This window comes from Bradyrhizobium sp. SZCCHNRI1029 (assembly GCF_032487555.1).
Taxonomy (GTDB): domain Bacteria; phylum Pseudomonadota; class Alphaproteobacteria; order Rhizobiales; family Xanthobacteraceae; genus Bradyrhizobium.
The window spans coordinates 151,348-170,662 of record NZ_JAUEUK010000001.1 but is presented as its reverse complement, the minus strand read 5'-3'; the positions used below and the strand labels follow the sequence as shown (position 1 = coordinate 170,662).

General features: G+C 66.0%; 22 protein-coding genes. 10 read left to right on the top strand and 12 right to left on the bottom strand.

Features of this window, described 5'->3' with window-relative positions; all coding sequences use genetic code 11:
* Nucleotides 1-20: 20 nt before the first annotated feature.
* The gene (locus QW861_RS00735) at nucleotides 21-509 is read right to left on the bottom strand and encodes an Lrp/AsnC family transcriptional regulator (RefSeq protein ID WP_315751755.1); all 489 of its coding nucleotides are present in this window, start codon (nucleotides 507-509) and stop codon (nucleotides 21-23) included.
* A gap of 13 nt (nucleotides 510-522) precedes the next feature.
* Nucleotides 523-1,167, bottom strand: a complete 645-nt coding sequence (locus QW861_RS00730) for a TetR/AcrR family transcriptional regulator (RefSeq protein WP_315751631.1) — start codon at nucleotides 1,165-1,167, stop codon at nucleotides 523-525.
* A 326-nt stretch (nucleotides 1,168-1,493) separates the two neighbouring features.
* Between QW861_RS00730 and QW861_RS00725 the strand changes: the two genes are divergently transcribed.
* The 3 genes from QW861_RS00725 to QW861_RS00715 are packed head-to-tail and all read left to right on the top strand — an operon-like array spanning nucleotide 1,494 to nucleotide 6,044.
* Nucleotides 1,494-3,101, top strand: a complete 1,608-nt coding sequence (locus QW861_RS00725) for a carboxyl transferase domain-containing protein (protein ID WP_315712061.1) — start codon at nucleotides 1,494-1,496, stop codon at nucleotides 3,099-3,101.
* A gap of 2 nt (nucleotides 3,102-3,103) precedes the next feature.
* On the top strand, nucleotides 3,104-5,107 hold the full coding sequence (locus QW861_RS00720) for an acetyl/propionyl/methylcrotonyl-CoA carboxylase subunit alpha (RefSeq protein ID WP_315751630.1): 2,004 nt from the start codon (nucleotides 3,104-3,106) through the stop codon (nucleotides 5,105-5,107).
* A gap of 22 nt (nucleotides 5,108-5,129) precedes the next feature.
* Complete coding sequence (locus QW861_RS00715) at nucleotides 5,130-6,044, top strand: hydroxymethylglutaryl-CoA lyase (protein ID WP_315751629.1); 915 nt, start codon at nucleotides 5,130-5,132, stop codon at nucleotides 6,042-6,044.
* 64 nt (nucleotides 6,045-6,108) lie between these two features.
* On the opposite strand, the gene QW861_RS00710 is transcribed toward QW861_RS00715, so the two are convergent.
* From QW861_RS00710 to dctP, 3 genes are read right to left on the bottom strand one after another with little or no spacing between them, the layout of a single operon-like run.
* Nucleotides 6,109-7,467 carry a TRAP transporter large permease gene (locus tag QW861_RS00710; RefSeq protein WP_315712058.1) on the bottom strand — a complete coding sequence of 453 codons (1,359 nt, stop codon included), beginning with the start codon at nucleotides 7,465-7,467 and terminating at the stop codon, nucleotides 6,109-6,111.
* A complete protein-coding gene (locus tag QW861_RS00705; RefSeq protein WP_315751628.1) occupies nucleotides 7,464-8,009 on the bottom strand; it encodes a TRAP transporter small permease in 546 nt (181 codons plus the stop codon). The genes QW861_RS00710 and QW861_RS00705 overlap by 4 nt, the downstream gene beginning before the upstream one ends.
* Before the next feature lie 3 nt (nucleotides 8,010-8,012).
* On the bottom strand, nucleotides 8,013-9,035 hold the full coding sequence (gene dctP / locus QW861_RS00700; protein ID WP_315712055.1) for a TRAP transporter substrate-binding protein DctP: 1,023 nt from the start codon (nucleotides 9,033-9,035) through the stop codon (nucleotides 8,013-8,015).
* Nucleotides 9,036-9,397: 362 nt separating this feature from the next.
* Here dctP and QW861_RS00695 point away from each other — a divergent pair, with 362 nt between their 5' ends.
* A complete protein-coding gene (locus QW861_RS00695) occupies nucleotides 9,398-9,637 on the top strand; it encodes a pentapeptide MXKDX repeat protein (protein ID WP_315755521.1) in 240 nt (79 codons plus the stop codon).
* Nucleotides 9,638-9,756: 119 nt separating this feature from the next.
* On the opposite strand, the gene QW861_RS00690 is transcribed toward QW861_RS00695, so the two are convergent.
* Nucleotides 9,757-10,110: a DUF6481 family protein gene (locus QW861_RS00690; protein ID WP_315751626.1), complete on the bottom strand. Its 354-nt coding sequence runs from the start codon at nucleotides 10,108-10,110 to the stop codon at nucleotides 9,757-9,759.
* 323 nt (nucleotides 10,111-10,433) lie between these two features.
* On the opposite strand from QW861_RS00690, the gene QW861_RS00685 reads away from it, so the two are divergent.
* The 5 genes from QW861_RS00685 to QW861_RS00665 all read left to right on the top strand — a co-directional run bounded on the left by QW861_RS00685 (nucleotide 10,434) and on the right by QW861_RS00665 (nucleotide 12,809).
* On the top strand, nucleotides 10,434-10,679 hold the full coding sequence (locus tag QW861_RS00685; protein ID WP_315712050.1) for a hypothetical protein: 246 nt from the start codon (nucleotides 10,434-10,436) through the stop codon (nucleotides 10,677-10,679).
* An 11-nt stretch (nucleotides 10,680-10,690) separates the two neighbouring features.
* Entirely contained in the window at nucleotides 10,691-10,861 is a 171-nt protein-coding gene (locus tag QW861_RS00680; protein ID WP_315751625.1) for a hypothetical protein, read from the top strand.
* A gap of 279 nt (nucleotides 10,862-11,140) precedes the next feature.
* Complete coding sequence (locus tag QW861_RS00675; protein WP_409998647.1) at nucleotides 11,141-12,025, top strand: hypothetical protein; 885 nt, start codon at nucleotides 11,141-11,143, stop codon at nucleotides 12,023-12,025.
* A gap of 155 nt (nucleotides 12,026-12,180) precedes the next feature.
* On the top strand, nucleotides 12,181-12,567 hold the full coding sequence (locus tag QW861_RS00670; protein WP_315712048.1) for an NUDIX hydrolase: 387 nt from the start codon (nucleotides 12,181-12,183) through the stop codon (nucleotides 12,565-12,567).
* Between the two features lie 47 nt (nucleotides 12,568-12,614).
* On the top strand, nucleotides 12,615-12,809 hold the full coding sequence (locus QW861_RS00665; protein WP_315712046.1) for a hypothetical protein: 195 nt from the start codon (nucleotides 12,615-12,617) through the stop codon (nucleotides 12,807-12,809).
* A 12-nt stretch (nucleotides 12,810-12,821) separates the two neighbouring features.
* Here QW861_RS00665 and QW861_RS00660 read toward each other — a convergent pair whose 3' ends face one another.
* From QW861_RS00660 to QW861_RS00645, 4 genes are all read right to left on the bottom strand, one after another.
* Nucleotides 12,822-13,250, bottom strand: a complete 429-nt coding sequence (locus QW861_RS00660; RefSeq protein ID WP_315712045.1) for a group II truncated hemoglobin — start codon at nucleotides 13,248-13,250, stop codon at nucleotides 12,822-12,824.
* Nucleotides 13,251-13,345: 95 nt separating this feature from the next.
* Nucleotides 13,346-13,759 carry a response regulator gene (locus QW861_RS00655; protein ID WP_315712626.1) on the bottom strand — a complete coding sequence of 138 codons (414 nt, stop codon included), beginning with the start codon at nucleotides 13,757-13,759 and terminating at the stop codon, nucleotides 13,346-13,348.
* A 141-nt stretch (nucleotides 13,760-13,900) separates the two neighbouring features.
* Nucleotides 13,901-14,311 carry a hypothetical protein gene (locus QW861_RS00650; RefSeq protein WP_315712044.1) on the bottom strand — a complete coding sequence of 137 codons (411 nt, stop codon included), beginning with the start codon at nucleotides 14,309-14,311 and terminating at the stop codon, nucleotides 13,901-13,903.
* A gap of 160 nt (nucleotides 14,312-14,471) precedes the next feature.
* On the bottom strand, nucleotides 14,472-15,947 hold the full coding sequence (locus tag QW861_RS00645) for a short-chain fatty acyl-CoA regulator family protein (protein WP_315712042.1): 1,476 nt from the start codon (nucleotides 15,945-15,947) through the stop codon (nucleotides 14,472-14,474).
* 144 nt (nucleotides 15,948-16,091) lie between these two features.
* Between QW861_RS00645 and QW861_RS00640 the strand changes: the two genes are divergently transcribed.
* Nucleotides 16,092-17,729, top strand: coding sequence for an isocitrate lyase (locus tag QW861_RS00640; protein WP_315751623.1), 1,638 nt, complete (start codon nucleotides 16,092-16,094; stop codon nucleotides 17,727-17,729).
* Nucleotides 17,730-17,966: 237 nt separating this feature from the next.
* Here QW861_RS00640 and QW861_RS00635 read toward each other — a convergent pair whose 3' ends face one another.
* Both QW861_RS00635 and QW861_RS00630 read right to left on the bottom strand, forming a co-directional pair.
* The gene (locus QW861_RS00635) at nucleotides 17,967-18,590 is read right to left on the bottom strand and encodes a LysE family translocator (protein ID WP_316192584.1); all 624 of its coding nucleotides are present in this window, start codon (nucleotides 18,588-18,590) and stop codon (nucleotides 17,967-17,969) included.
* 123 nt (nucleotides 18,591-18,713) lie between these two features.
* Entirely contained in the window at nucleotides 18,714-18,920 is a 207-nt protein-coding gene (locus QW861_RS00630) for a hypothetical protein (RefSeq protein WP_315751621.1), read from the bottom strand.
* Nucleotides 18,921-19,315 lie beyond the last annotated feature (395 nt).

The window sequence follows — 19,315 nt, the reverse complement described above, 5'->3', positions numbered from 1 at the left end:
CCGGCCCGGCCGTCGTCCGTTCACCCTGTTTGAGGCGGCCCGCCGGGGATGGGCAGCGGCGCGTCCTTGGACAGGCCGAGCACCGGGAAGCTCCTGATGGCCCGGACGCCGGGCAGGGCGGCGAACTGGCGGAGCTGGCGGCTCATGCCTTCGACCCCGGTCGACACGCATTTCAGCAGAAAATCCGCATCTCCCGACAGCCGCCAGCATTGCTGGACCCAGGGCAACGTCACGATCGCGGCCTCGAACGATTCCAGCGCCGTCTGGTGCTGGCTGTCGAGCTGAATCGACACGAACGCGACCACCTCATAGCCCAGCGACCGTTCATCGACGCTGGCGCGGATGGACTTGATCACGCCGCTGCTGCGCAGCGTCCGCACCCGGCGCAGGCAGTTCGGATGCGAGATCCCCACCCGGTCGGCGAGCTCGTTCATGCGGATCCGGCCATCCGCCTGGAGCTCCGCCAGGATCCTGCGATCGATCGCGTCGAGCTCCGGGCTGCCAGCCATCGGCGCGGCCCGTTCAGCCGATCGGGTGATCAGGCCGGCCACCGCCGGCCTGATCGGTCCCGACGGTGCGCGGCATGACGCCGGAGAGCACGAGCTTCTCGTGGGCCGCGATGATCGCCTCCCTGGTGAGCCGGCCGCCAGGACGGTACCAGCTGCACAGCCCGGTCAGGAGCGCGATGATGGCAAAGGTCGCGACCTGGATGTCGTCGACGTCGAACACGCCTTGCGCCACACCGTCGCCGAGGATGTCGGCCAGCCGGCGCTCATAGGCGCCGCGCAGCGCCACCACCGCCTCATAGTTGCGGGGATCGAGGCTGCGCAGCTCCGAATTGGCGATGAAGACCTCGCGCTTCCGGGTCATGTGATAGCTGACGTGGAAGGCGACGAACGCCCGCAGGCGTTCGACGGGGCCATGGGTGTCGCGCAGCGCTTGGTCGAGCTCGCGCAGGAGATTGTTGATGTGGTCCTGGATCAGCTCCGCCAGCAGCTCCTGCTTGGTGCTGATGTGATTGTAGAGCGAGCCTGGCTGGATGCCGACCTCGGCGGCGAGCTGGCGGAGGCTCATGGCCTCATAGCCGTGCTGGAAGATCAGCCGCAGGCCGGCCTTGCGGATCGCCTCCATCGTCGTCGGACCATGTGACCCGATCGTGCGCGCCATCTCGTCCTCGCTGGACCGTCCCGGTGCCGATCGCGGCGGATCCGCCACGGGAGGGGCCCGTAGTGAAGTCTGAAAATTCCGTGGTCTCAAGCAAATGCTGCTCGCCCCGGACCCTACAACAATCCGCTTGAGAATAGAATTTAAAAACGTATGATCGTTTAATTCGAGAAGGACGGACGGCCGCAGACCGGGCCGCCGACGGGCAGGGAGGACAGCATGCGGGCAAAGATGGTACACCCGGGCTCTCAGCGGCCTGAACGGCCGCGACCGCTCTGACGCGTGCTCCCACGGCTTCCCCCTCCAGCCTCGCAACGAAGACGCCGGTCATGACGCTTCACTCCACGATCGATCCATCGTCCTCCGATTTCGCCCGCAATGCCGACGCCATGCGCGCGCTGGTCGCCGACCTCAGGACGAAGCTGGGGCAGGTCGCCGAGGGCGGCGGCGAGGCCTCGCGCAAGCGGCATCTGTCGCGCGGCAAGATGCTGGCGCGTCAGCGTGTGGACCTGCTGCTCGACCCTGGAACGGCGTTCCTGGAGCTGTCGCCATTGGCCGCGCACGGGCTCTATGGCGGCGACGTCCATTCGGCGAGCATCGTCACCGGCATCGGCCGCATTGCCGGCCGCGAATGCGTCGTCGTCGCCAACGACGCCACCATCAAGGGCGGCACCTACTACCCGATGACGGTGAAGAAGCACCTGCGCGCCCAGGACATCGCGCGGCAGAACAACCTTCCTTGCGTCTACATGGTCGATTCCGGGGGCGCGTTCCTGCCGCTGCAGGACGAGATCTTCCCGGACGAGCGGCATTTCGGCCGCATCTTCTACAATCAGGCGCAGATGTCGGCGCAAGGCATCCCGCAGATCGCGATCGTGATGGGCTCGTGCACCGCCGGCGGCGCCTATGTGCCGGCGATGTCGGACGAGAGCATCATCGTGCGCAATCAGGGCACGATTTTTCTTGGCGGCCCGCCGCTGGTGAAGGCGGCGACCGGCGAGGTCGTCACGGCCGAGGAACTGGGCGGCGCCGACGTGCATTCACGCCAGTCGGGCGTCACCGATCACTACGCACAGAACGACGCCCATGCGATCGGTATCGCGCGTCGCATCGTCGGCACGCTGAAGCCGCCGGGCGCGCGCAGCGCGCTGAATATGCGCGAGGTGCGCGAGCCGCGCTATGCGGCGGAAGAGATCTACGGCGTCGTGCCGGTCGACGGCCGCAAGCCGTTCGACGTGCGCGACATCATCGCGCGGGTGGTCGACGGCTCGGAGTTCGACGAGTTCAAGAAGCTCTACGGCCAGACGCTGGTGTGCGGCTTCGCCCACATCTGGGGTCATCCGGTCGGCATCATCGCCAACAACGGCATCCTGTTCAGCGAGAGCTCGCTGAAGGGTGCGCATTTCATCGAACTGTGCTGCCAGCGCAACATTCCGCTGGTGTTCCTGCAGAACATCACCGGCTTCATGGTCGGCAAGAAATACGAGGCCGGCGGTATCGCCCGTGACGGCGCCAAGCTGGTGACTGCGGTCGCGACCGCGTCGGTTCCCAAGTTCACCGTGGTGATCGGCGGCTCCTACGGCGCCGGCAATTACGGCATGTGCGGCCGCGCCTATGCGCCGCGTTTCCTCTGGATGTGGCCGAACGCGCGCATCTCGGTGATGGGCGGCGAGCAGGCCGCGATGGTGCTGAGCCAGGTCCGCCGCGACGGCATCGAGGCCAAGGGCGAGAGCTGGCCTGCGGAAGAGGAAGAGAAATTCCGCAGCCCCATCCGTGCGCAATACGAGGCCCAGGGCAATCCCTACTACGCGACGGCGCGGCTGTGGGACGACGGCGTGATCGATCCCGCCGATACCCGCCTTGTGCTCGGGCTCGGATTGTCTGCCGCCGCCAATGCCCCGGTCGAGCCGACCAAATTCGGCCTGTTCAGGATGTGATCATGGCTCGTCCCGGATTGTATCGTCGTTTTCGCAAGCTCCTGATCGCCAACCGCGGCGAGATCGCCGTGCGCGTCATCCGCACGGCACGCGCGATGGGATTGAAGACCGTCGCGGTCTACTCCGAGGCGGATCGAAACGCGCTGCATGTCGCGCTCGCCGACGAGGCGGTGCTGCTCGGCCCCGCACGCGCCCGCGATTCCTATCTTAACATCGAGCGCTTGATCGAGGCTGCGAGGCAGACAGGCGCCGAGGCGGTTCATCCCGGCTATGGCTTCCTGTCCGAGAGCGCCGAATTCGCGCAGACCTGTCTCGACGCGGGCCTGGTGTTCGTCGGGCCGACGGCCGCGATGATCACCGCGATGGGTTCCAAGTCCGGCTCCAAATTCCTGATGGAGCAGGCCGGCGTGCCGCTGGTGCCCGGCTATCACGGCGAGGCGCAGGACGAGGCGACGCTCGCCAATGAAGCCGCGCGGATCGGCTTTCCCGTTCTGATCAAGGCCTCCGCCGGTGGCGGCGGCCGCGGCATGCGCGTGGTCAATGCAGCCGGCGATCTCGCTGATGCCGTCACCAGCGCCAAGCGCGAGGCCAAGGCGGCGTTTGGCGACGACCGTGTGCTGATCGAGAAATTCGTCCAGAACCCGCGCCACATCGAGGTGCAGATCATCGGCGACAGCCACGGCAATCTGGTGTCGCTGTTCGAGCGCGAATGCACCTTGCAGCGTCGGCACCAGAAGGTGATCGAGGAGGCGCCGTCGCCGACGCTGACGCCGGAGCAGCGGGAGACGGTCTGCGCCGCGGCGCGTCGCGCGGCCGGCGCGGTCAACTATGTCGGGGCGGGCACCATCGAGTTCGTCTCCGACGGCCGCGACGTGTTCTTCATAGAGATGAACACGCGCCTGCAGGTCGAGCATCCCGTCACCGAGTTGATCACCGGCGTCGATCTCGTCGAATGGCAGTTGCGCGTCGCCTTCGGCGACGCGCTGCCGCTGACGCAGGACCAGATCCGCTTGCATGGCCATGCCATCGAGGCACGCGTCTACGCGGAGAATCCCGCCAAGAATTTCATGCCCTCGGTCGGCACGATCAAGACCTGGCGGCTTCCCGCTGAAACCGGCGGCCTGCGCATCGATGCCGGCTATCGCGAGAGCGATGTGGTCTCGCCCTATTACGACGCGATGCTCGCCAAGATGATCGCCTGGGCGCCGACCCGCGAGGTCGCGATCGAGCGGCTCAACCGCGGCCTTGAGGACACCGACGTCCGAGGTATCGTCAGCAACATCCCGTTCCTGTCGTCGCTGCTAACGCATCCCGACGTCGTGGCGAACGCGATCGACACCGGTTTCATCGAGCGCCATCTGACACATCTGACCCCGTCGGGGGCGGTGGCCGGCGACCTCGAGCTCAGTGCAGCCGTCGCGGCCATTCTCATCGGCGAGCAGACTGCGGCCAAGGAGCAAGGCTCGCCGTGGCGCGCATCCGGTTGGATGCCGGTGGGGCTGCGGCAGCGCGTGTTCTCGTTCCGCCAAAGCGCTGGGAATGAACCGCGGACCGCCACGCTGGCCTATGGTCCCAGCGTGCAGCGCCTGTCGATCGAGGGCCGTGAGACCTCGTTCTCGGCACTTCCGACTGATGACGGCGGCTTCGACCTTGTGTGCGACGGCGTCAAATCCCATGTGGTGGCCGTCATCGAGGGCCATGAGCTGTACCTGCGGACCCGCAACGGCCGTTTCGATCTGCATTGGATCGATCCGTTCGGCGGTGACGACGAGGAGCAGGCCGGCGAGGACAAGATCGTGGCGCCGTTGCCGGGGACCGTCGTGGCGCTGCTTGCGCAGGAAGGCGCCGTCCTGGAGAAGGGTGCGGCGATCCTGACGCTCGAAGTCATGAAGATGGAGCAGACCCTGCGGGCGCCGTTCGCAGGCCGGCTCAAGGCGATCAAGTGCAAGGTCGGCGACATCGTGCAGGAAGGCGTCGAACTGGCGGACCTCGAACCGTCCGCCTGATCCTCGAACCGAAGAGGTCGGCATGAGCGAGAGCGTGCGCATCATCGAAATGGGCCCGCGGGACGGCCTGCAGAACGAGAAGATGTCGATCAGCGTCGCCGATCGCATCGCCTTCATCCGCGCGCTGGTCGCGGCGGGCCTGACCACGGTCGAGGTCGGCGCCTTCGTCTCGCCCAAGGCGATCCCGCAGATGGTGGGCTCGGACGAGGTCATGCGCAGCGTGGCTGCACTGCCCGGCGAATTCCATGTGCTGGTGCCCAATGTGAAGGGCTATGAGGCCGCGCGCGCCGCCGGCGCCAGGGTGATTTCCGTGTTCACTGCGGCCTCCGAGAGCTTCTCCCGCGCCAACATCAACTGTTCGATCGCGGAGTCGCTGGAGCGCTTCAAGCCGGTGATCGCCCACGCCAGGACCGACGGCATCAAGGTGCGCGGCTACGTCTCCTGCGCGCTTGGCTGTCCCTATGAAGGTGAGATCAAGCCGCAGGCCGTAGCCGGCGTAGCCAAGGCGCTGTGGGATCTGGGCTGCTACGAGGTCTCGCTGGGTGACACGATCGGTGTCGGGACGCCGCTCAAGGCCAAGCAGATGCTGCGCGCCGTCTGCGACGATGTGCCGGTGACGCATCTGGCGATGCATTTCCACGACACCTACGGCCAGGCGCTGGCCAATCTCTATGCGGGCATGGAGGAGGGCGTCCGCGTCATCGATGCCGCGGCCGGCGGCCTCGGCGGCTGCCCGTTTGCGCCGGGCGCGACTGGCAACGTCGCGACCGAGGACGTCGTCTACATGCTCGAAGGCATGGGCATCCGCACCGGCGTCGACATGACGAAACTGCTGGCCGCCACCAACGACATGAGCCGGCTGCTCGGTCGGCCACCCGTCAGCCGTGTTGCAGCGGCGCTGAACGCGAAGAACAGGCGAATAGCGAATGGCGAGTAGCGAATAGGGGGCCCACTCGCTAGATCCCTATTCGCTAATGCCTATTCGCCATTCACGGGCCGCGTCAGCGGCTCAGATCCGGCCCCATCACGAGATCCGGCAGCGCCGTCGAGATCTGCGGCACGAAGCAGAGCAGCAGCACGGCGGCCATCATCAGCAGGACGAACGGCAGCGTGCCCCAGATCACCTCGCGCAGCGGGATGTCCGGCGCGACGTTCCTGATGACGAAGATGTTCAGACCCACCGGCGGGTGAATCAGGCCCATCTCCATCACGATCGTCATCACCACGCCGAACCAGATGATGTCGAAGTTTGCTGCCCGCAGAGGCGGCAGGATGATCGGGGCAGTCATCAGGATGATCGATACCGGCGGCAGGAAGAAGCCGAGCACGACCACCATCAGCAGGATCGCGAACAACAGTTCCCAGCGCGGCAGGTGCATCGCCACGATGGACTCCGCCACCGACTGCGAGATGTGCAGGTAGCTCATCACGTAGGAGTACAGCAGCGACATGCCGATGATCAGCATCAGCATGGTCGATTCGCGCAGCGTCGCCTTCATGATGGGCGCGAGATCGGCCGGGCTCCAGACGCGGTAGATGATCGCGATCAGCACGAGCGCGAGGATACCGCCGAGACCGGCTGTTTCCGATGGCGTGGCGAGGCCGCCATAGAGCGCGACCATGACGCCGGTCAGCAGCAGCACGAACGGAATCACGCGTGGCAGCACGGAGAAGCGCTGCGCCATCGTAAAATCGTCCTTGGTCAGGATGTCCGACCACGCGCCCGATTTCTCATAGACGGCTTTCGCGCGCGCATATTCCTGCCGGAAGCGCACCACCGAATAGACGCCGAACAGGGTCACCAGCAGCAGCCCGGGGCCGATACCGGCCAGGAACAGCCGTCCCAGCGATTTCTCCGCCGCGATCGCGAACAGGATCATCGTAATCGAGGGCGGCAGCAGAATGCCGAGCGTGCCGCCGGCCGCGATGATGCCGGCGGCGAAGCCCCCGGAATAGCCGCGCTTGCGCATCTCGGGAATTCCGGCCGAGCCGATCGCCGAGCAGGTCGCGGGGGATGATCCCGCCATCGCCGCGAACAGCGCGCAGGCGAACACGTTGGCGACGCCCAATCCGCCGGGCACGCGATGCAGCCACGCATGCAGCGCCGAGTAGAGGTCCTGGCCTGCGCGGGAGCGGCCGATCGCCGCGCCCTTGAGGATGAACAGCGGGATCGACAGCAGCGTGATCGACGCCATTTCCTCGTAGACGTTCTGCGTGACCGTATCGAGCGACGCGGCAGGCATGTAGATGGCCATGAACACGACGGCCACGGCGCCGAGCGCGAACGCGATCGGCATGCCCGCGAACATCGCAAACAGGGTCGAGAGTCCGTAGGCAACCCCAATCCCGAACACGCTCATCGACGCGCTCCGGTCAGCGGAGCCACGATCTGCAGCAGCATCTGCAGGCACAGCAGGGTCATCCCGGCGGCCATCAGGCCGTAAGGAATCGCCAGCGGCGGCGACCACATCGAATTCGAGACCTGACCATCGACCCAGGCCTCATGTGTCAGGGTCCAGGATTTCCAAGTGAAGAAGGCACAAAACAAAAAGCTCGCGACGTCGACCAGCCAGAGCCTGATCTTGTTGGCGAGCGGCGACATCAGCCCAACGAAGGCTTCGATGCTGACGTGGCCGCGATGCTCCTGCACATAGGCCGCAGTCATGAAGGTGGCGCCGACGAGCAAGAACACGGCGGCTTCGTCCTGCCAGTAGTTGGCGGCCTTGAACAGTGCACGGCCCGCCACGCTGTAGCTCAGGATGAGGCAGGCCGCGACCAGTGCGAACGCGGCCAGAACCACGATGATGCGATTGAGCAGCGAGACAACACGCTGGAGCGGCGCCAGCGGACCGCTGGCGCCGATGGCTGTCGTGGCCTCGGTATCGATAACGGGCGCGTGCATCAATCAGGCCGCGACGTCGGAAGCGAGCTTGAGGAGCTTGGCGCAGTTCGCAGACTTGCCGCCATAGTCCTTCCAGGCCGTGTCACGGGCAATGTCGCGCCATTTGTTGACGGTCTGGACATCGAGCTCCACAACCTTCGCGCCCGCCTTTTCGTAGACCTTGGCAACTTCGATGTCGTCGTCCTGCGCGCCCTTGCGCCCGAACGCCTCCATCTCCGCGCCGACCGCCAGGAGGATGTCCTGCTGGTTCTTCGGCAGCTTGTCGAACGAGGCCTTGGACATCATCAGCGGCTCGAGCATGAACCAGTACGACGCCTTGGCGCCGGAGGTCAGGGCCTTCGACACTTCCTCCAGGCGGAACGAGATCAGGCTGGTCGACGAGGTGATGCCGGCATCGCAGGCGCCGGTCTGCATCGCGGTGTAGATTTCGTTCGATGGCACCGACAGCACCGAGGCGCCGGCGGTCTGCAGCACCATGTCCATCTCGCGCGAGCCGCCGCGCACCTTCATGCCCTTGGCGTCCTCCGGCGTCACCAGCGGCCGCGATCGGCTGGCAACGCCGCCCGCCTGCCAGACCCAGGTCAGCAGGATGATGCCCTTGTCGGCCAGAAAATCGCTCAGCGTCTTGCCGACCGGCTCATTCTTCCAGCGCATGCCCTGGTCGTAGGTCGTGACCAGACCCGGCATCAGCGCGATGTTGGTCTCAGGCACTTCGCCGCCGGCGTAAGGCATCGGATAGAGGCTGATGTCGAGCGCGCCCTTCCGCATGGCCGAGAACTGCGCGACGGTCTTGATGAGCGAGGAGTTGGGATAGATCTCGGTCGCGATCTCGCCGCCGGAGCGCTTCGCAACCTCTTCGGAGAACACCCGGCAGAGCCGGTCGCGGAAATCGCCCTTGTCAATGGTGCCGCCGGGAAACTGGTGAGAGATCTTCAGCGTCGTTGCTGCGTGGGCCGTACCGGTTCCAAAACGCAGCATGGCCGGCGCAGCGAGCGCGGATGCGATGACATGACGGCGTGTGAGCATGAGATTTCCCCTGAACAACTTCTGGTTGGGTTCCCGACCCGGTTCGTTGGCGTGACTTATACCAGCCAATCTGTCGAGCTTACCTCTAGCCGAACTAGACAGTTCGTTCGAGGCCAAATGCATGGGAAGCGACATATTGCTGCGGCGCACGTACCGGCCTGTGAATCCCTTGCGCGGTTGTACTAACATGATCTTGCCGGGCAAAATTGTGTCCTCGATTCCGGAACGGGACGCATTCGAGTCAAATTTGATCGAACAAAATTCTCGCCCGCGCTCGTAACAATCGCCTTCATCGGAACGTCGATATCCAAGAACGGCGCGTCCGTCGCCGTCGAACCCCGTCATACGAAGGAGCGATCATCATGACCAATCGTAGCCGCCTCATCCTCGGTATCTCCGCTGCCGCCCTCGCGTTCAACGTGGCCGTCGCGCCGGCGGCCTTCGCGGAGGACAAGATGAGCAAGGACGATGGGATGAAAAAGGGCGCGATGTCCCACGACGGCATGAAGAAGGACTCGATGGCGAAAGACGCCATGAAGAAGGACGATGCCATGTCCAAGGACGGGATGAAGAAGGACGACGGCATGATGAAGAAGAACTAGCTCGTCTCGCACGGCATCGTGCGATGGGACGACCGTATCAGTCCCATCGCCGATGAATTGAGGAGTCGCGCGATGCCGGACGCGACGACACGCAGGTCTCGTGGCGGCGGCGTCGCTGCTTACTTCTTCTTTCCACGGGCCTTGCGCGCGGCGTAGCGCGCATCACGCTTCGCCTTCTGCTCAGCTTCCATCTCGGCCAAGCGGGCGGCTTCTTCTTCCGCCTCGCGCGCAAGCCGGGCACTCTCGGCGGCCTTGGCCTCTTCCTCGAGACGCTGTTGCTCAGCCTTGGCGGCCTCGCGCTCCAATCGCTGCTGCTCGCGGCGGGTGGCGGCGGCCTCGCGCTCCTGCCGTCGCTTCACGACTTCGGGATCGTCCGGTCCCGGCTGCGATTTGAACTTCTGCACGATGCTCTGGCGGGCCTGCTGCGCGGCCTTCTGCCGATCGGCAAATCCAGGTTCCTTGAATCCTCTCATGGAGACGTCGTCACTTCGCTATTTGGGTGTTCGATCAGGGTGTGGTCGGTCAGGGGCTGCACGCGCCGCCAGGCAATTCTTCCACGAGTTCGTGAACACGAGCGGAGGCCGACGCGAGCCCGTGTGTATAGGATCGCATGCGTCGATGACAAATGCTTTATCGCCGCTCCTCCACATCCGTCCTGCCTGGCGCTTGCATGGCGCTCGCCGGAGGCTATGTAACCATCCCCGTCGCTGACGCAGGTCGGCCGGCCGTGAGTCGCTTCACGCCTCGCGGGCACCAGCGCACCGCCCGGGTGCGACATCCAACGGAGTTGACCGGCATGACCTCTGTTCGCCGCGGGCGCATGGCGCTCGGCCTCGCGCTCGTCGCTCTCGTGGTCAGCGCATGCGTGATGACGGCGGTCCTCGCCCGCCCGAGGCCCGTTTCGGCCGGTGTGCTGGGTTCCGAATGGGAATGCGGGCAGCTGTTCTGGGTGACGAGCTGTACCCGGATCGAATCGATCTCGCCGGCATCGCGCCAGCAGCAGCAACCGCACGGTGAGGCCGCTGGCCTGCGTGCCGCCTAGGCGCACCGGCGATGAGTACGCAGGGGCCGGATAGACGTGGCGCCGTGGCGGCACTCGTGTTCGCGGCGCTCGTCGTGGCCTTCGGCTTGTGGCTGGCCCGCAGCCTGACCTCCGCAAGCCGGATGCAGGACTGCCTGATGTCGGGACGAACCAACTGCAATGTGATCGTGCCCGACCGGTGACCGCCGATCTGCCCGTACCGGATCGGCAAGGCCGCGCCGGCGAGTTTGCATGATCGGAGCGGCGAATCAGCCGGCGTCTCGGTTAACCTGACGGCAGCAGGTTGACGGCAGCAGGTTGACTTGGCCGCAAAATCGTCGGGATTTTACCCGTTTGTCGCGCAAACTATGGTGTGTCCGGACCATCCACGCCGAAGCCGGCGATCCGGGATCATCAATCCGCATCACACCCCGCGTGCGCGGCAACCAGCGCAGACGGCGGGCGATCAAGGGTAGGGGAGAATGACGTTGTCCAACCAGAGCACACGGTGGCTGCCCGCGATCGCGATCCTGACCGCGGTCGTGATCCCCGCCCAAGCCTGGGCGCAAACCCAGGACCAGGCTGGTCCTGGCGCCGGGCATTCGCCCCAGGCCCGCCCGCCGGGTGTCATTCGCCAAGCGCCGACCCAGGGTGGGCAACCGGCCGGCCAGCCCCATGTCCAGATCCCGCGGCAAGCCGGCCCCATGGCCGGCCAGCCGCAGGGAGCACAGCCGGGCGCACCGCCGCGGGCTGCCGTTGGCCCTCAGGGACGTCCGCCGGGAGCCGGTCAGGGCTTCGCAGCGGGCCACGGCCCGGGCCCTGGTCCGGCGATGGCCGGGCGGGGACCGGATGCGCGTTATGCGCACGGCCGGGTCGCGGTGCGCGACTATGGTGGGCAGTCTTATCGCGGCCGCGTCGGCTGGGAGGGTGGCCGATGGCGGCACGAGGTTCACAACGGCCGCCCGGGCTGGTGGTGGGACGTCGGCGGCGTCTGGTACTATTATCCCGAGCCCATGGAAGGGCCGCCGACCTACGTGTCGGAGGACTATGCTGACGATGTGGTCTATGCGCCGTCGGCGGCCTACGAGGCGCCCCCGCCGGTTGCCTACGAGCCGGCGCCGCCTCCGGCCGAAGTCGATCCGGGCGCCAGCGCGCTCGGGGGCGCGATCATCGGCGGGGTGCTCGGCGGTATCCTCACCGGCAAGGCGGGCGGTGCCGCGGCGGGCGCCGTGCTTGGTGGTGCCACCGGCGCGATCGCCGGCGCTACGGCTGCGGCGCGACCAGGCTACTATCTGTCGCAGGGCAATTGCTACTATCGATATCCGTCGGGAGAGTATGTGGCGGTCGATCCGCGCTCCTGCTACTGAGCGCTGCCGACGGTCGGAGCGCTGCAGTGAGCTTGGTTGGCCGCTGCGGAGCTCTGGCCGAATCTCCGCAAAGCTCCGGAGCGGGAGTTGGAGCGAATCTTGATAGACTCCACTTCATTGTTCGTCACTGTTCGAGAGGTGAGAGCTCCGGGGCCATGACCAAGGCGTCCAAGCTGGTTGCCGCCAAGGGCGGAAGGGTTCTCCTGGTCCGGCGCCGGGCCGACGGGCGCTGGATGTTTCCGGGTGGCCGCAAACGCGCGCAGGAGACGGCGAAGGACTGCCTGAAGCGCGAAATCAAGGAGGAGCTTCCCAAGCTCAAGCTCGGCCGGCTGCGGCTATGGAAGGAAGTCACCGCCAAAAACAAGCGCTCGGGTCGCAAGATGAGCGACGCCATCTTCATCGCCAAGCATGCCAAAGGGCGCCTGGAGATCGGAGACAAGAAGGAGATCGACCGCGCGGTGTGGCAAAAGCCCTACGGACTCAGCCTGACGCCGACGTCGCGCTACATCCGCGACCAGCTGTTTCCACGAAAGTCGGACTGAACCATCGTATGCTGGGAACATCCCGGCCGCTTGGGCGTTATCTGCCCATGCCTTACGATAGCACAGACAGACAGCCTCGCGTCCTCACGCCGGAAGAGCGTCGGGCGCGTGACGCCACCCGCAGGGCTGATGCCGAGCAGGCCATGCGCGATCACGAGGCGGCCCAGCGGGCCTTTTACGCCAACCGCGAGCGGCTCAGGGCCGAGCGTCTGGCGCGGGAGGCCGCCACCAAGTCGGGCTGACGGGCGTTCCTGTCAGCTCGCCTTGCGGCTCCGGAACGCATTCGCCATCCGCAGGAACGCTTGATCCAGCAACGCATACATGTCGCCGGTGATGTCGCAATCGAACATCGCGCGGCGCATGCATGTCATCCACTCGTCGCGCTCGGCGTCGCCGATCGGATACGGACGGTGCGCGGACATGATGCAGCGATGTTCGGCCCGCTCGAAATAAAGCGCTGGCCCGCCCAGCCATCCACTGAGAAATTCGAACAGCAACTGCTTGATCGGACCGAGATCGGCGTCGTGCATCGCGCGGATGCGGCTGGCGCCGGGCTCCTGGTCCATGATGGTGTAAAAGCGCTCCGCCAGACGGCGCACGCCGGCTTCGCCGCCGACGAGCTCATAGGGCGTCGCCTCGTTCACAACTGCTTCTGCTTCGCTGGCCGAATTCGCTGCCGTCATCGCATCTCATTTCCGCTCGCCCCTCTGCAGCCAACAAGCGGCAGAGGTATGGCGCCTTGATCTGGATCAAGCGGGAAAACGAGCGTGCGTTCGGGCTAGCGGATGCTGGCTTTGACGAGGCGCTGCCGGTCGGTGTCGGCGGCGATCTGGCGCAGCGTCTGTCGGAGCAAAGCGAGGTCGACCGGCTTGGAGAACGGCGGATAGACATTCAGGCCGAGGATCTTGCCGGCGCGGACCGTGACGTCGCGGGTCTGATCGTCGGAGCCGCTGATGATCAGCACCGGGGTGCGGGATTTGATGTCCGCCAACAGCTGCAACACCTCGGTGCCGGAGCGCTCGCCGAGATTCAGGTCGAGCGTGATGCATTCGAAATTGCGCCGGCGCAGCACGCTCATCGCGCCGTCGACCGAGTTCACGCCGGTCGTCGCAAAGCCTGCCTGCACGGCGATCTTGCGCAGGATCGACAGATGAACGTCGGCATCTTCGATCACGAGAAGTTCGTTCAGCATGGTCCCCGTGCGGCTGGTGTGTCGGCTACAGATGGACCCGCGGAACTTAAGAGGGGGTTTCTGATTTCCTCGTAAACATTCGATCCCGTAGAACAACGGAAAATCTGCACGCTATCCGCCATTGCCGCGGCGTCGCGCGGCTCAGAACGGCCGCCGGCTCGACATCGCGTTGGAGGAGCCTGGCAGATTGGTCGTCGGCGTCGAAGCGGGCGGTGGCAAGCGGCCGCGCGATTGGCGCCAGTGCTGGACGTGCAGGAGGATGCCGGCCACCAGCAGCGGCGCGACGGCGGCCACCGCCAGCAGCGGCGACAGCGGCTTGGGGGTGACCATCTCCATCGTCATCTCGCAGACCATCCAGATGGCTGCGGACGCCAGCACGAAGTCGCGGGAGGGGATGCGGAGCCAGTACAGGAAGCCGGTGATGATCGCGGCCGGCGCAATGATCGGGCCGATCATGTAGAAGTTCAGCTCGGGCGGCGTCACGGCGTCCAGAACCATCGATGCCAGCAGCCACAGGCTGAGGAACATCACAACGCCGTCGACGTATCTCATGGCCAACCTCCGCCGCGACATTTTGGCGCAATCTTTGTCCGGTTTATGGCTGTTCCGTCAAGGGCCCAGGCGTCCCGGGACGATTTGCAGCCCGATCCGATGGATTATCGCCCGCGGCCAGGCATACCGACCAGTTCCTGGTTCCACGACCATCCCCTGCTCAATCCGCCGAAAACCCGAACGGAACCGACGACGTCCGGAAATCGTCCGGCAGGATCTCGCGCCCGATCGGCGGCGCGGAGCGTGCCGCGCATTTCGGCCGGTGGCAGACCCGGCAGGCAACGCCGATCGGGGTCGGCGCGTCGGCATCAGGCCCGTGGCCGTCGCGGGTATAGATCAGCTGCCCCGCATGCTCGGCGGCGCAGCCGACCGCAATCGCCCGCTCGACGCGCACCGCGCCATAGGAGCCGCCGCCGGCGGTCACGGTGCGGGCGATCGAGAAGAACCGGCGGCCGTCGGGCAGCTCCAGCCATTGCGTCACGATCTGGCGCGGCGTCTTGAAGATGCCGTGCACCGACCACAGCGGGCAGGCGCCGCCATGCCGGGCGAACGGGAAGCCGGCGCCGTCGAGCAGCTTCGACACGTTGCCGGCGGGATCGACGCGGATCAGGAAGAACGGGATCCGTTCCGCGCCCGGCTTCTGCAGGGTGGTGACGCGATGCGCCGTCTGCTCGAAGCTGGTGCCGAACTGCCGCGCCAGCGCCTCGAGATCGTAGGCCCTGGCATCGACGGCTTTGGCGAAGATCGAATAGGGCATGATGATCGCAGCCGCCGCGTAGGCCGCGAGCGCGCGGCGCGCCAGCAGCTCGGCGGTCTTGCTGGCGAACTTGCCATCCTCGAGTGCCGCGCCGATTTCGGTGTCGAGCTCGAGATAAGCGAGCTGCCGGGCGAGCTCGAATTTCAGGCTCGCGCTGTCCAGCGAGTCCTCGATCAGCAATTGCCGGCGGTGCAGGTCGAGCCGCCTGAGCGAGCCAAGCATCACGTTCGGCGGCATGTAGCGGACCTGGAGATTATGCCGGACGCGAAAGCGCTCGATGAAGCCGGCCGGCCCGGCGGAGACCTGCGGAGCCCCCGTCGGCGCCCCCTGGAAGATGGCCTGCGCCAGCCGCTCGGCGGCATCGTCGAGCTGGGCAAAGTTGTTGCGGCGGGCGGCGAGGAAGCGGCGGACATCGGCGACGGGATCGTTGGCGTCGAAGCCGTCATTGCCAACGCGGGGCGCGCTGCCGGCCGGCACCGGAGCGCGCTGCTCGGCCAGCGCGAGCTGCTCCTCGCGATACGCCGTGTAGAGGCGCAGGAACGCCTCGGTCATGCCGGGATAGCTGACGGCGAGATCGCTGATCTCCAGCGCGGGGATGTCGATGTCGGAGAACATCGGGTCCTTGAGGACCGACTGCATCCGCGCGGTGTGGTCGGCCCCGCCGTCGCCGGCGAGATCGGCAAGGTCGATCTTGTAGGTCCGCGCCAGCCGCAGCAGCATGTCGGCCGTCACCGGCCTCTGGTTCCGCTCCAAGAGCGCCACGTAAGGCGCTGAGATTTCGAGGTCCGCGGCCATGTCGGCCTGGGTCAGGCCGAGCTCGCGCCGGAGCCGGCGCAGGCGCGGGCCCATGAAGATCGATCGTGCCGTGGCGGTGGTCATGGCCAAATTCCGGTCTTGTAATCCCCTTACAGCTATACACGAGAAGTTTGTAAAGTGTGACAAGTTTTCCGCGCAATGTCTGGTCCGCCGGCGCCGGGTGCTTACAACAGGTCCCAGGTTGTCCTTAACCAAGGGATCACGGACATGAACTTTCAACCGCGTGGACTGAACGACCAGGCTCTCCAGGGCCCCTCGTCCTACCAGGCCGAGGTCGAGGCGGCGCGTGCGCTGCTCGAGACCAACCCGACCTGGAACGGCGTCACCGCCGAAGCCGTGGCGCGCATGCGCCTGCAGAACCGCTTCAGGACCGGCCTCGACGTCGCCCGCTACACCGCGGCCGTGATGCGCGCCGACATGGCCGCCTATGACAATGATAGCACCAAGTACACCCAGTCGCTGGGCTGCTGGCATGGCTTCATCGCGCAGCAGAAGCTGATCTCGATCAAGAAGCATTTCGGCAAGACCGACCGCCGCTACCTCTATCTCTCGGGCTGGATGATCGCGGCGCTGCGCTCCGAGTTCGGCCCGCTGCCGGACCAGTCGATGCATGAGAAGACCTCGGTGCCCGCGCTGATCGAGGAGCTCTACACCTTCCTGCGCCAGGCCGACTCGCGCGAGCTCAATGACCTGTTCCGCAGCCTCGACGCGGCCCGCAAGGCCGGCGACAAGGCGAAGGAGACCGAGATCATCGCCAAGATCGACGGCTTCCAGACCCACGTCGTCCCTGTGATCGCCGACATCGACGCCGGCTTCGGCAATGCCGAGGCGACGTATCTGCTCGCCAAGAAGATGATCGAGGCGGGCGCCTGCGCGCTGCAGATCGAGAACCAAGTCTCTGACGAGAAGCAGTGCGGCCATCAGGACGGCAAGGTCACCGTGCCGCATGACGTCTTCCTGGCCAAGATCCGCGCCTGCCGCCACGCCTTCCTGGAGCTCGGCGTCGAGGACGGCATCATCGTCACCCGCACCGACTCGCTCGGCGCCGGCCTGACGCAGCAGATCGCCTTCTCTAGCCAGCCCGGCGATCTCGGCGACCAGTACAACAGCTTCCTCGACTGCGAGGAGGTCACGCCCGAGAACGCCCGCAACGGCGACGTCATCATCAACCGCGACGGCAAGATGCTGCGTCCGAAGCGGCTGCCCTCCAACCTCTACCAGTTCCGTCCCGGCACCGGTGAGGACCGCTGCGTGCTCGACTGCATCACCTCGCTGCAGAACGGCGCCGACCTGTTGTGGATCGAGACCGAGAAGCCGCATATCGAGCAGATCGCCAAGATGGTCGACCGCATCCGCAAGGTGATCCCGAACGCCAAGCTGGCCTACAACAACTCGCCGTCGTTCAACTGGACCCTCAACTTCCGTTGGCAGGTCTATGACGCGATGAAGGAGGCGGGCCAGGACGTCAGCAAGTACAACCGCGCCGAGCTGATGAAGGCGGAGTACGACGACACCCCGCTGGCGAAGGAAGCCGACGAGCGCATCCGCACCTTCCAGGCGGATTCGGCCAAGCGCGCCGGCATCTTCCACCACCTGATCACGCTGCCGACCTACCACACGGCCGCGCTCTCGACCGACAACCTCGCCCGCGAGTACTTCGGCGAGCAGGGCATGCTGGGCTACGTCAAGAACGTCCAGCGCGCCGAGATCCGCCAGGGCATCGCCTGCGTCAAGCACCAGAACATGGCCGGCTCCGACATCGGCGACGACCACAAGGAGTACTTTGCTGGCGAGAAGGCCCTGAAGGCCGGCGGCGCGCACAACACGATGAACCAGTTCGGCTGAGCTTGGCTGACTGATTAGTAAAGAGACCCGCCTGGAGCCGATGGCTTCAGGCGGGTCTCGCTTTTTGGGGCCAGGCCGCATGGCGGGCAGCGACCGCGCATCTGCAAGTTCATGTTCGGCTCCCTCCGCGACGTCATGCCCGGGCTTGTCCCGGCCATGACGAGTAACAAATCGACACCAAGTCGTGTGGCTGACGATGTTCCCATATGCGACTGTCTCATCCGGTCGCGGGAGCCCTCAGCGCTCGCTCAGCGCCAGCCGCGCGCCGAGCAGGGCGAAGCCGCTGGCGAACGCCCGGCGCAGCCACGCCATCACCCGGGGGCGGCTGACGACGCGATCGCGCACCGCTGCCGCGAACAGCCCGTAGACCACGAACACCGCGAACGTCATCGCCATGAACGTGCCCGACAGCTTGAGCATGGCGGCGAGCGGATGCGCGTCGTCCGCGGCGATGAACTGCGGCAGGAAGGCGAGGAAGAAGATCGACAGCTTGGGATTGAGGATGTTGATCAAAAAGCCGGTCAGCACCACGCGCCCGGCCGAGCGCGCCGCGTCCTTCGCGTCATCCTTGGCCTCCACCGAGCGCGCGCCACGCTCACCGAGCGTCTGCCAGGCCATGTACAAGAGATACGCAACGCCACACCATTTCAGCGCGGCGAAGGCCAGCGCGCTGGTGTGCAGCACGGCGGCAAGCCCGATGATCGCAGCGAGCATCGCCGGGATGATGCCGAGCGTGCAGCCGAACGCCGCGGCGACGCTCATCCGCGATCCCTTCGTCAGCGCCACCGCGAGCGTGTAGAGCACGCCGGTGCCGGGCGAGGCCACCACGATCAGCGAGGTCAAGAGGAAGGCGGTGGACATCGGGAAAGCTCCTTGGGCGAGACGAGGCGCATCAGCCCGCAAGGCGCGGCAGCAGCCTCGGCGCATCGCCGCGCTCGATCTCGGCGGGCTGCCGATCGCTGAACACGGGTGATGGCCACGATGTCAGGGAGCCCTCGCCATTTCAACCGGCTCGGACGCCCGATGCGGCCGCTGCATCGCCTCGAGGCGAGGGCCGGCGGCGTCGGCCTCGCCGCAGCCGGCGAGCATGACCCCGCCGATCGTGAGCCGTGGGCTCGTGCCGCAATGCGACGGCCAGGCGATGATGGCGGCGATGTTGCCGAGGAGGAGAACGGCGAGCAGGACGAGCATGGCCCGCCGTCCTGTTGGCGCGGGTGACGACATCGGGACTTCCTCACGATACGGTTGACGCGATCGCGACTGCACCGCGACGATCGCCATCGGTTCGATCGGGTGCGGCCACACATGCGAACACACGCCGCGGACGCGGCGCTTTTGCGCAGGTCGGATGTCGCCATGTAAGATCTTGTTGCTGTTCGTGCGCGCACTCCCGGCAGCCGGTGATTGCAAGCCGCGCGCGTCCGCACCGCAGGGACGCAACGGGCGACGTCGCTCAGTCCCGCCGCATGACGATCGATCGGCCTGATCATCTGAACCTCATCACGTTGCAGGGGGGGGGGGGCGGGGCAGGGGACGTGTTCGACCGTCATCGCAACGCCTTGCGCGCCCGAGCTGTGCCGGTCGTC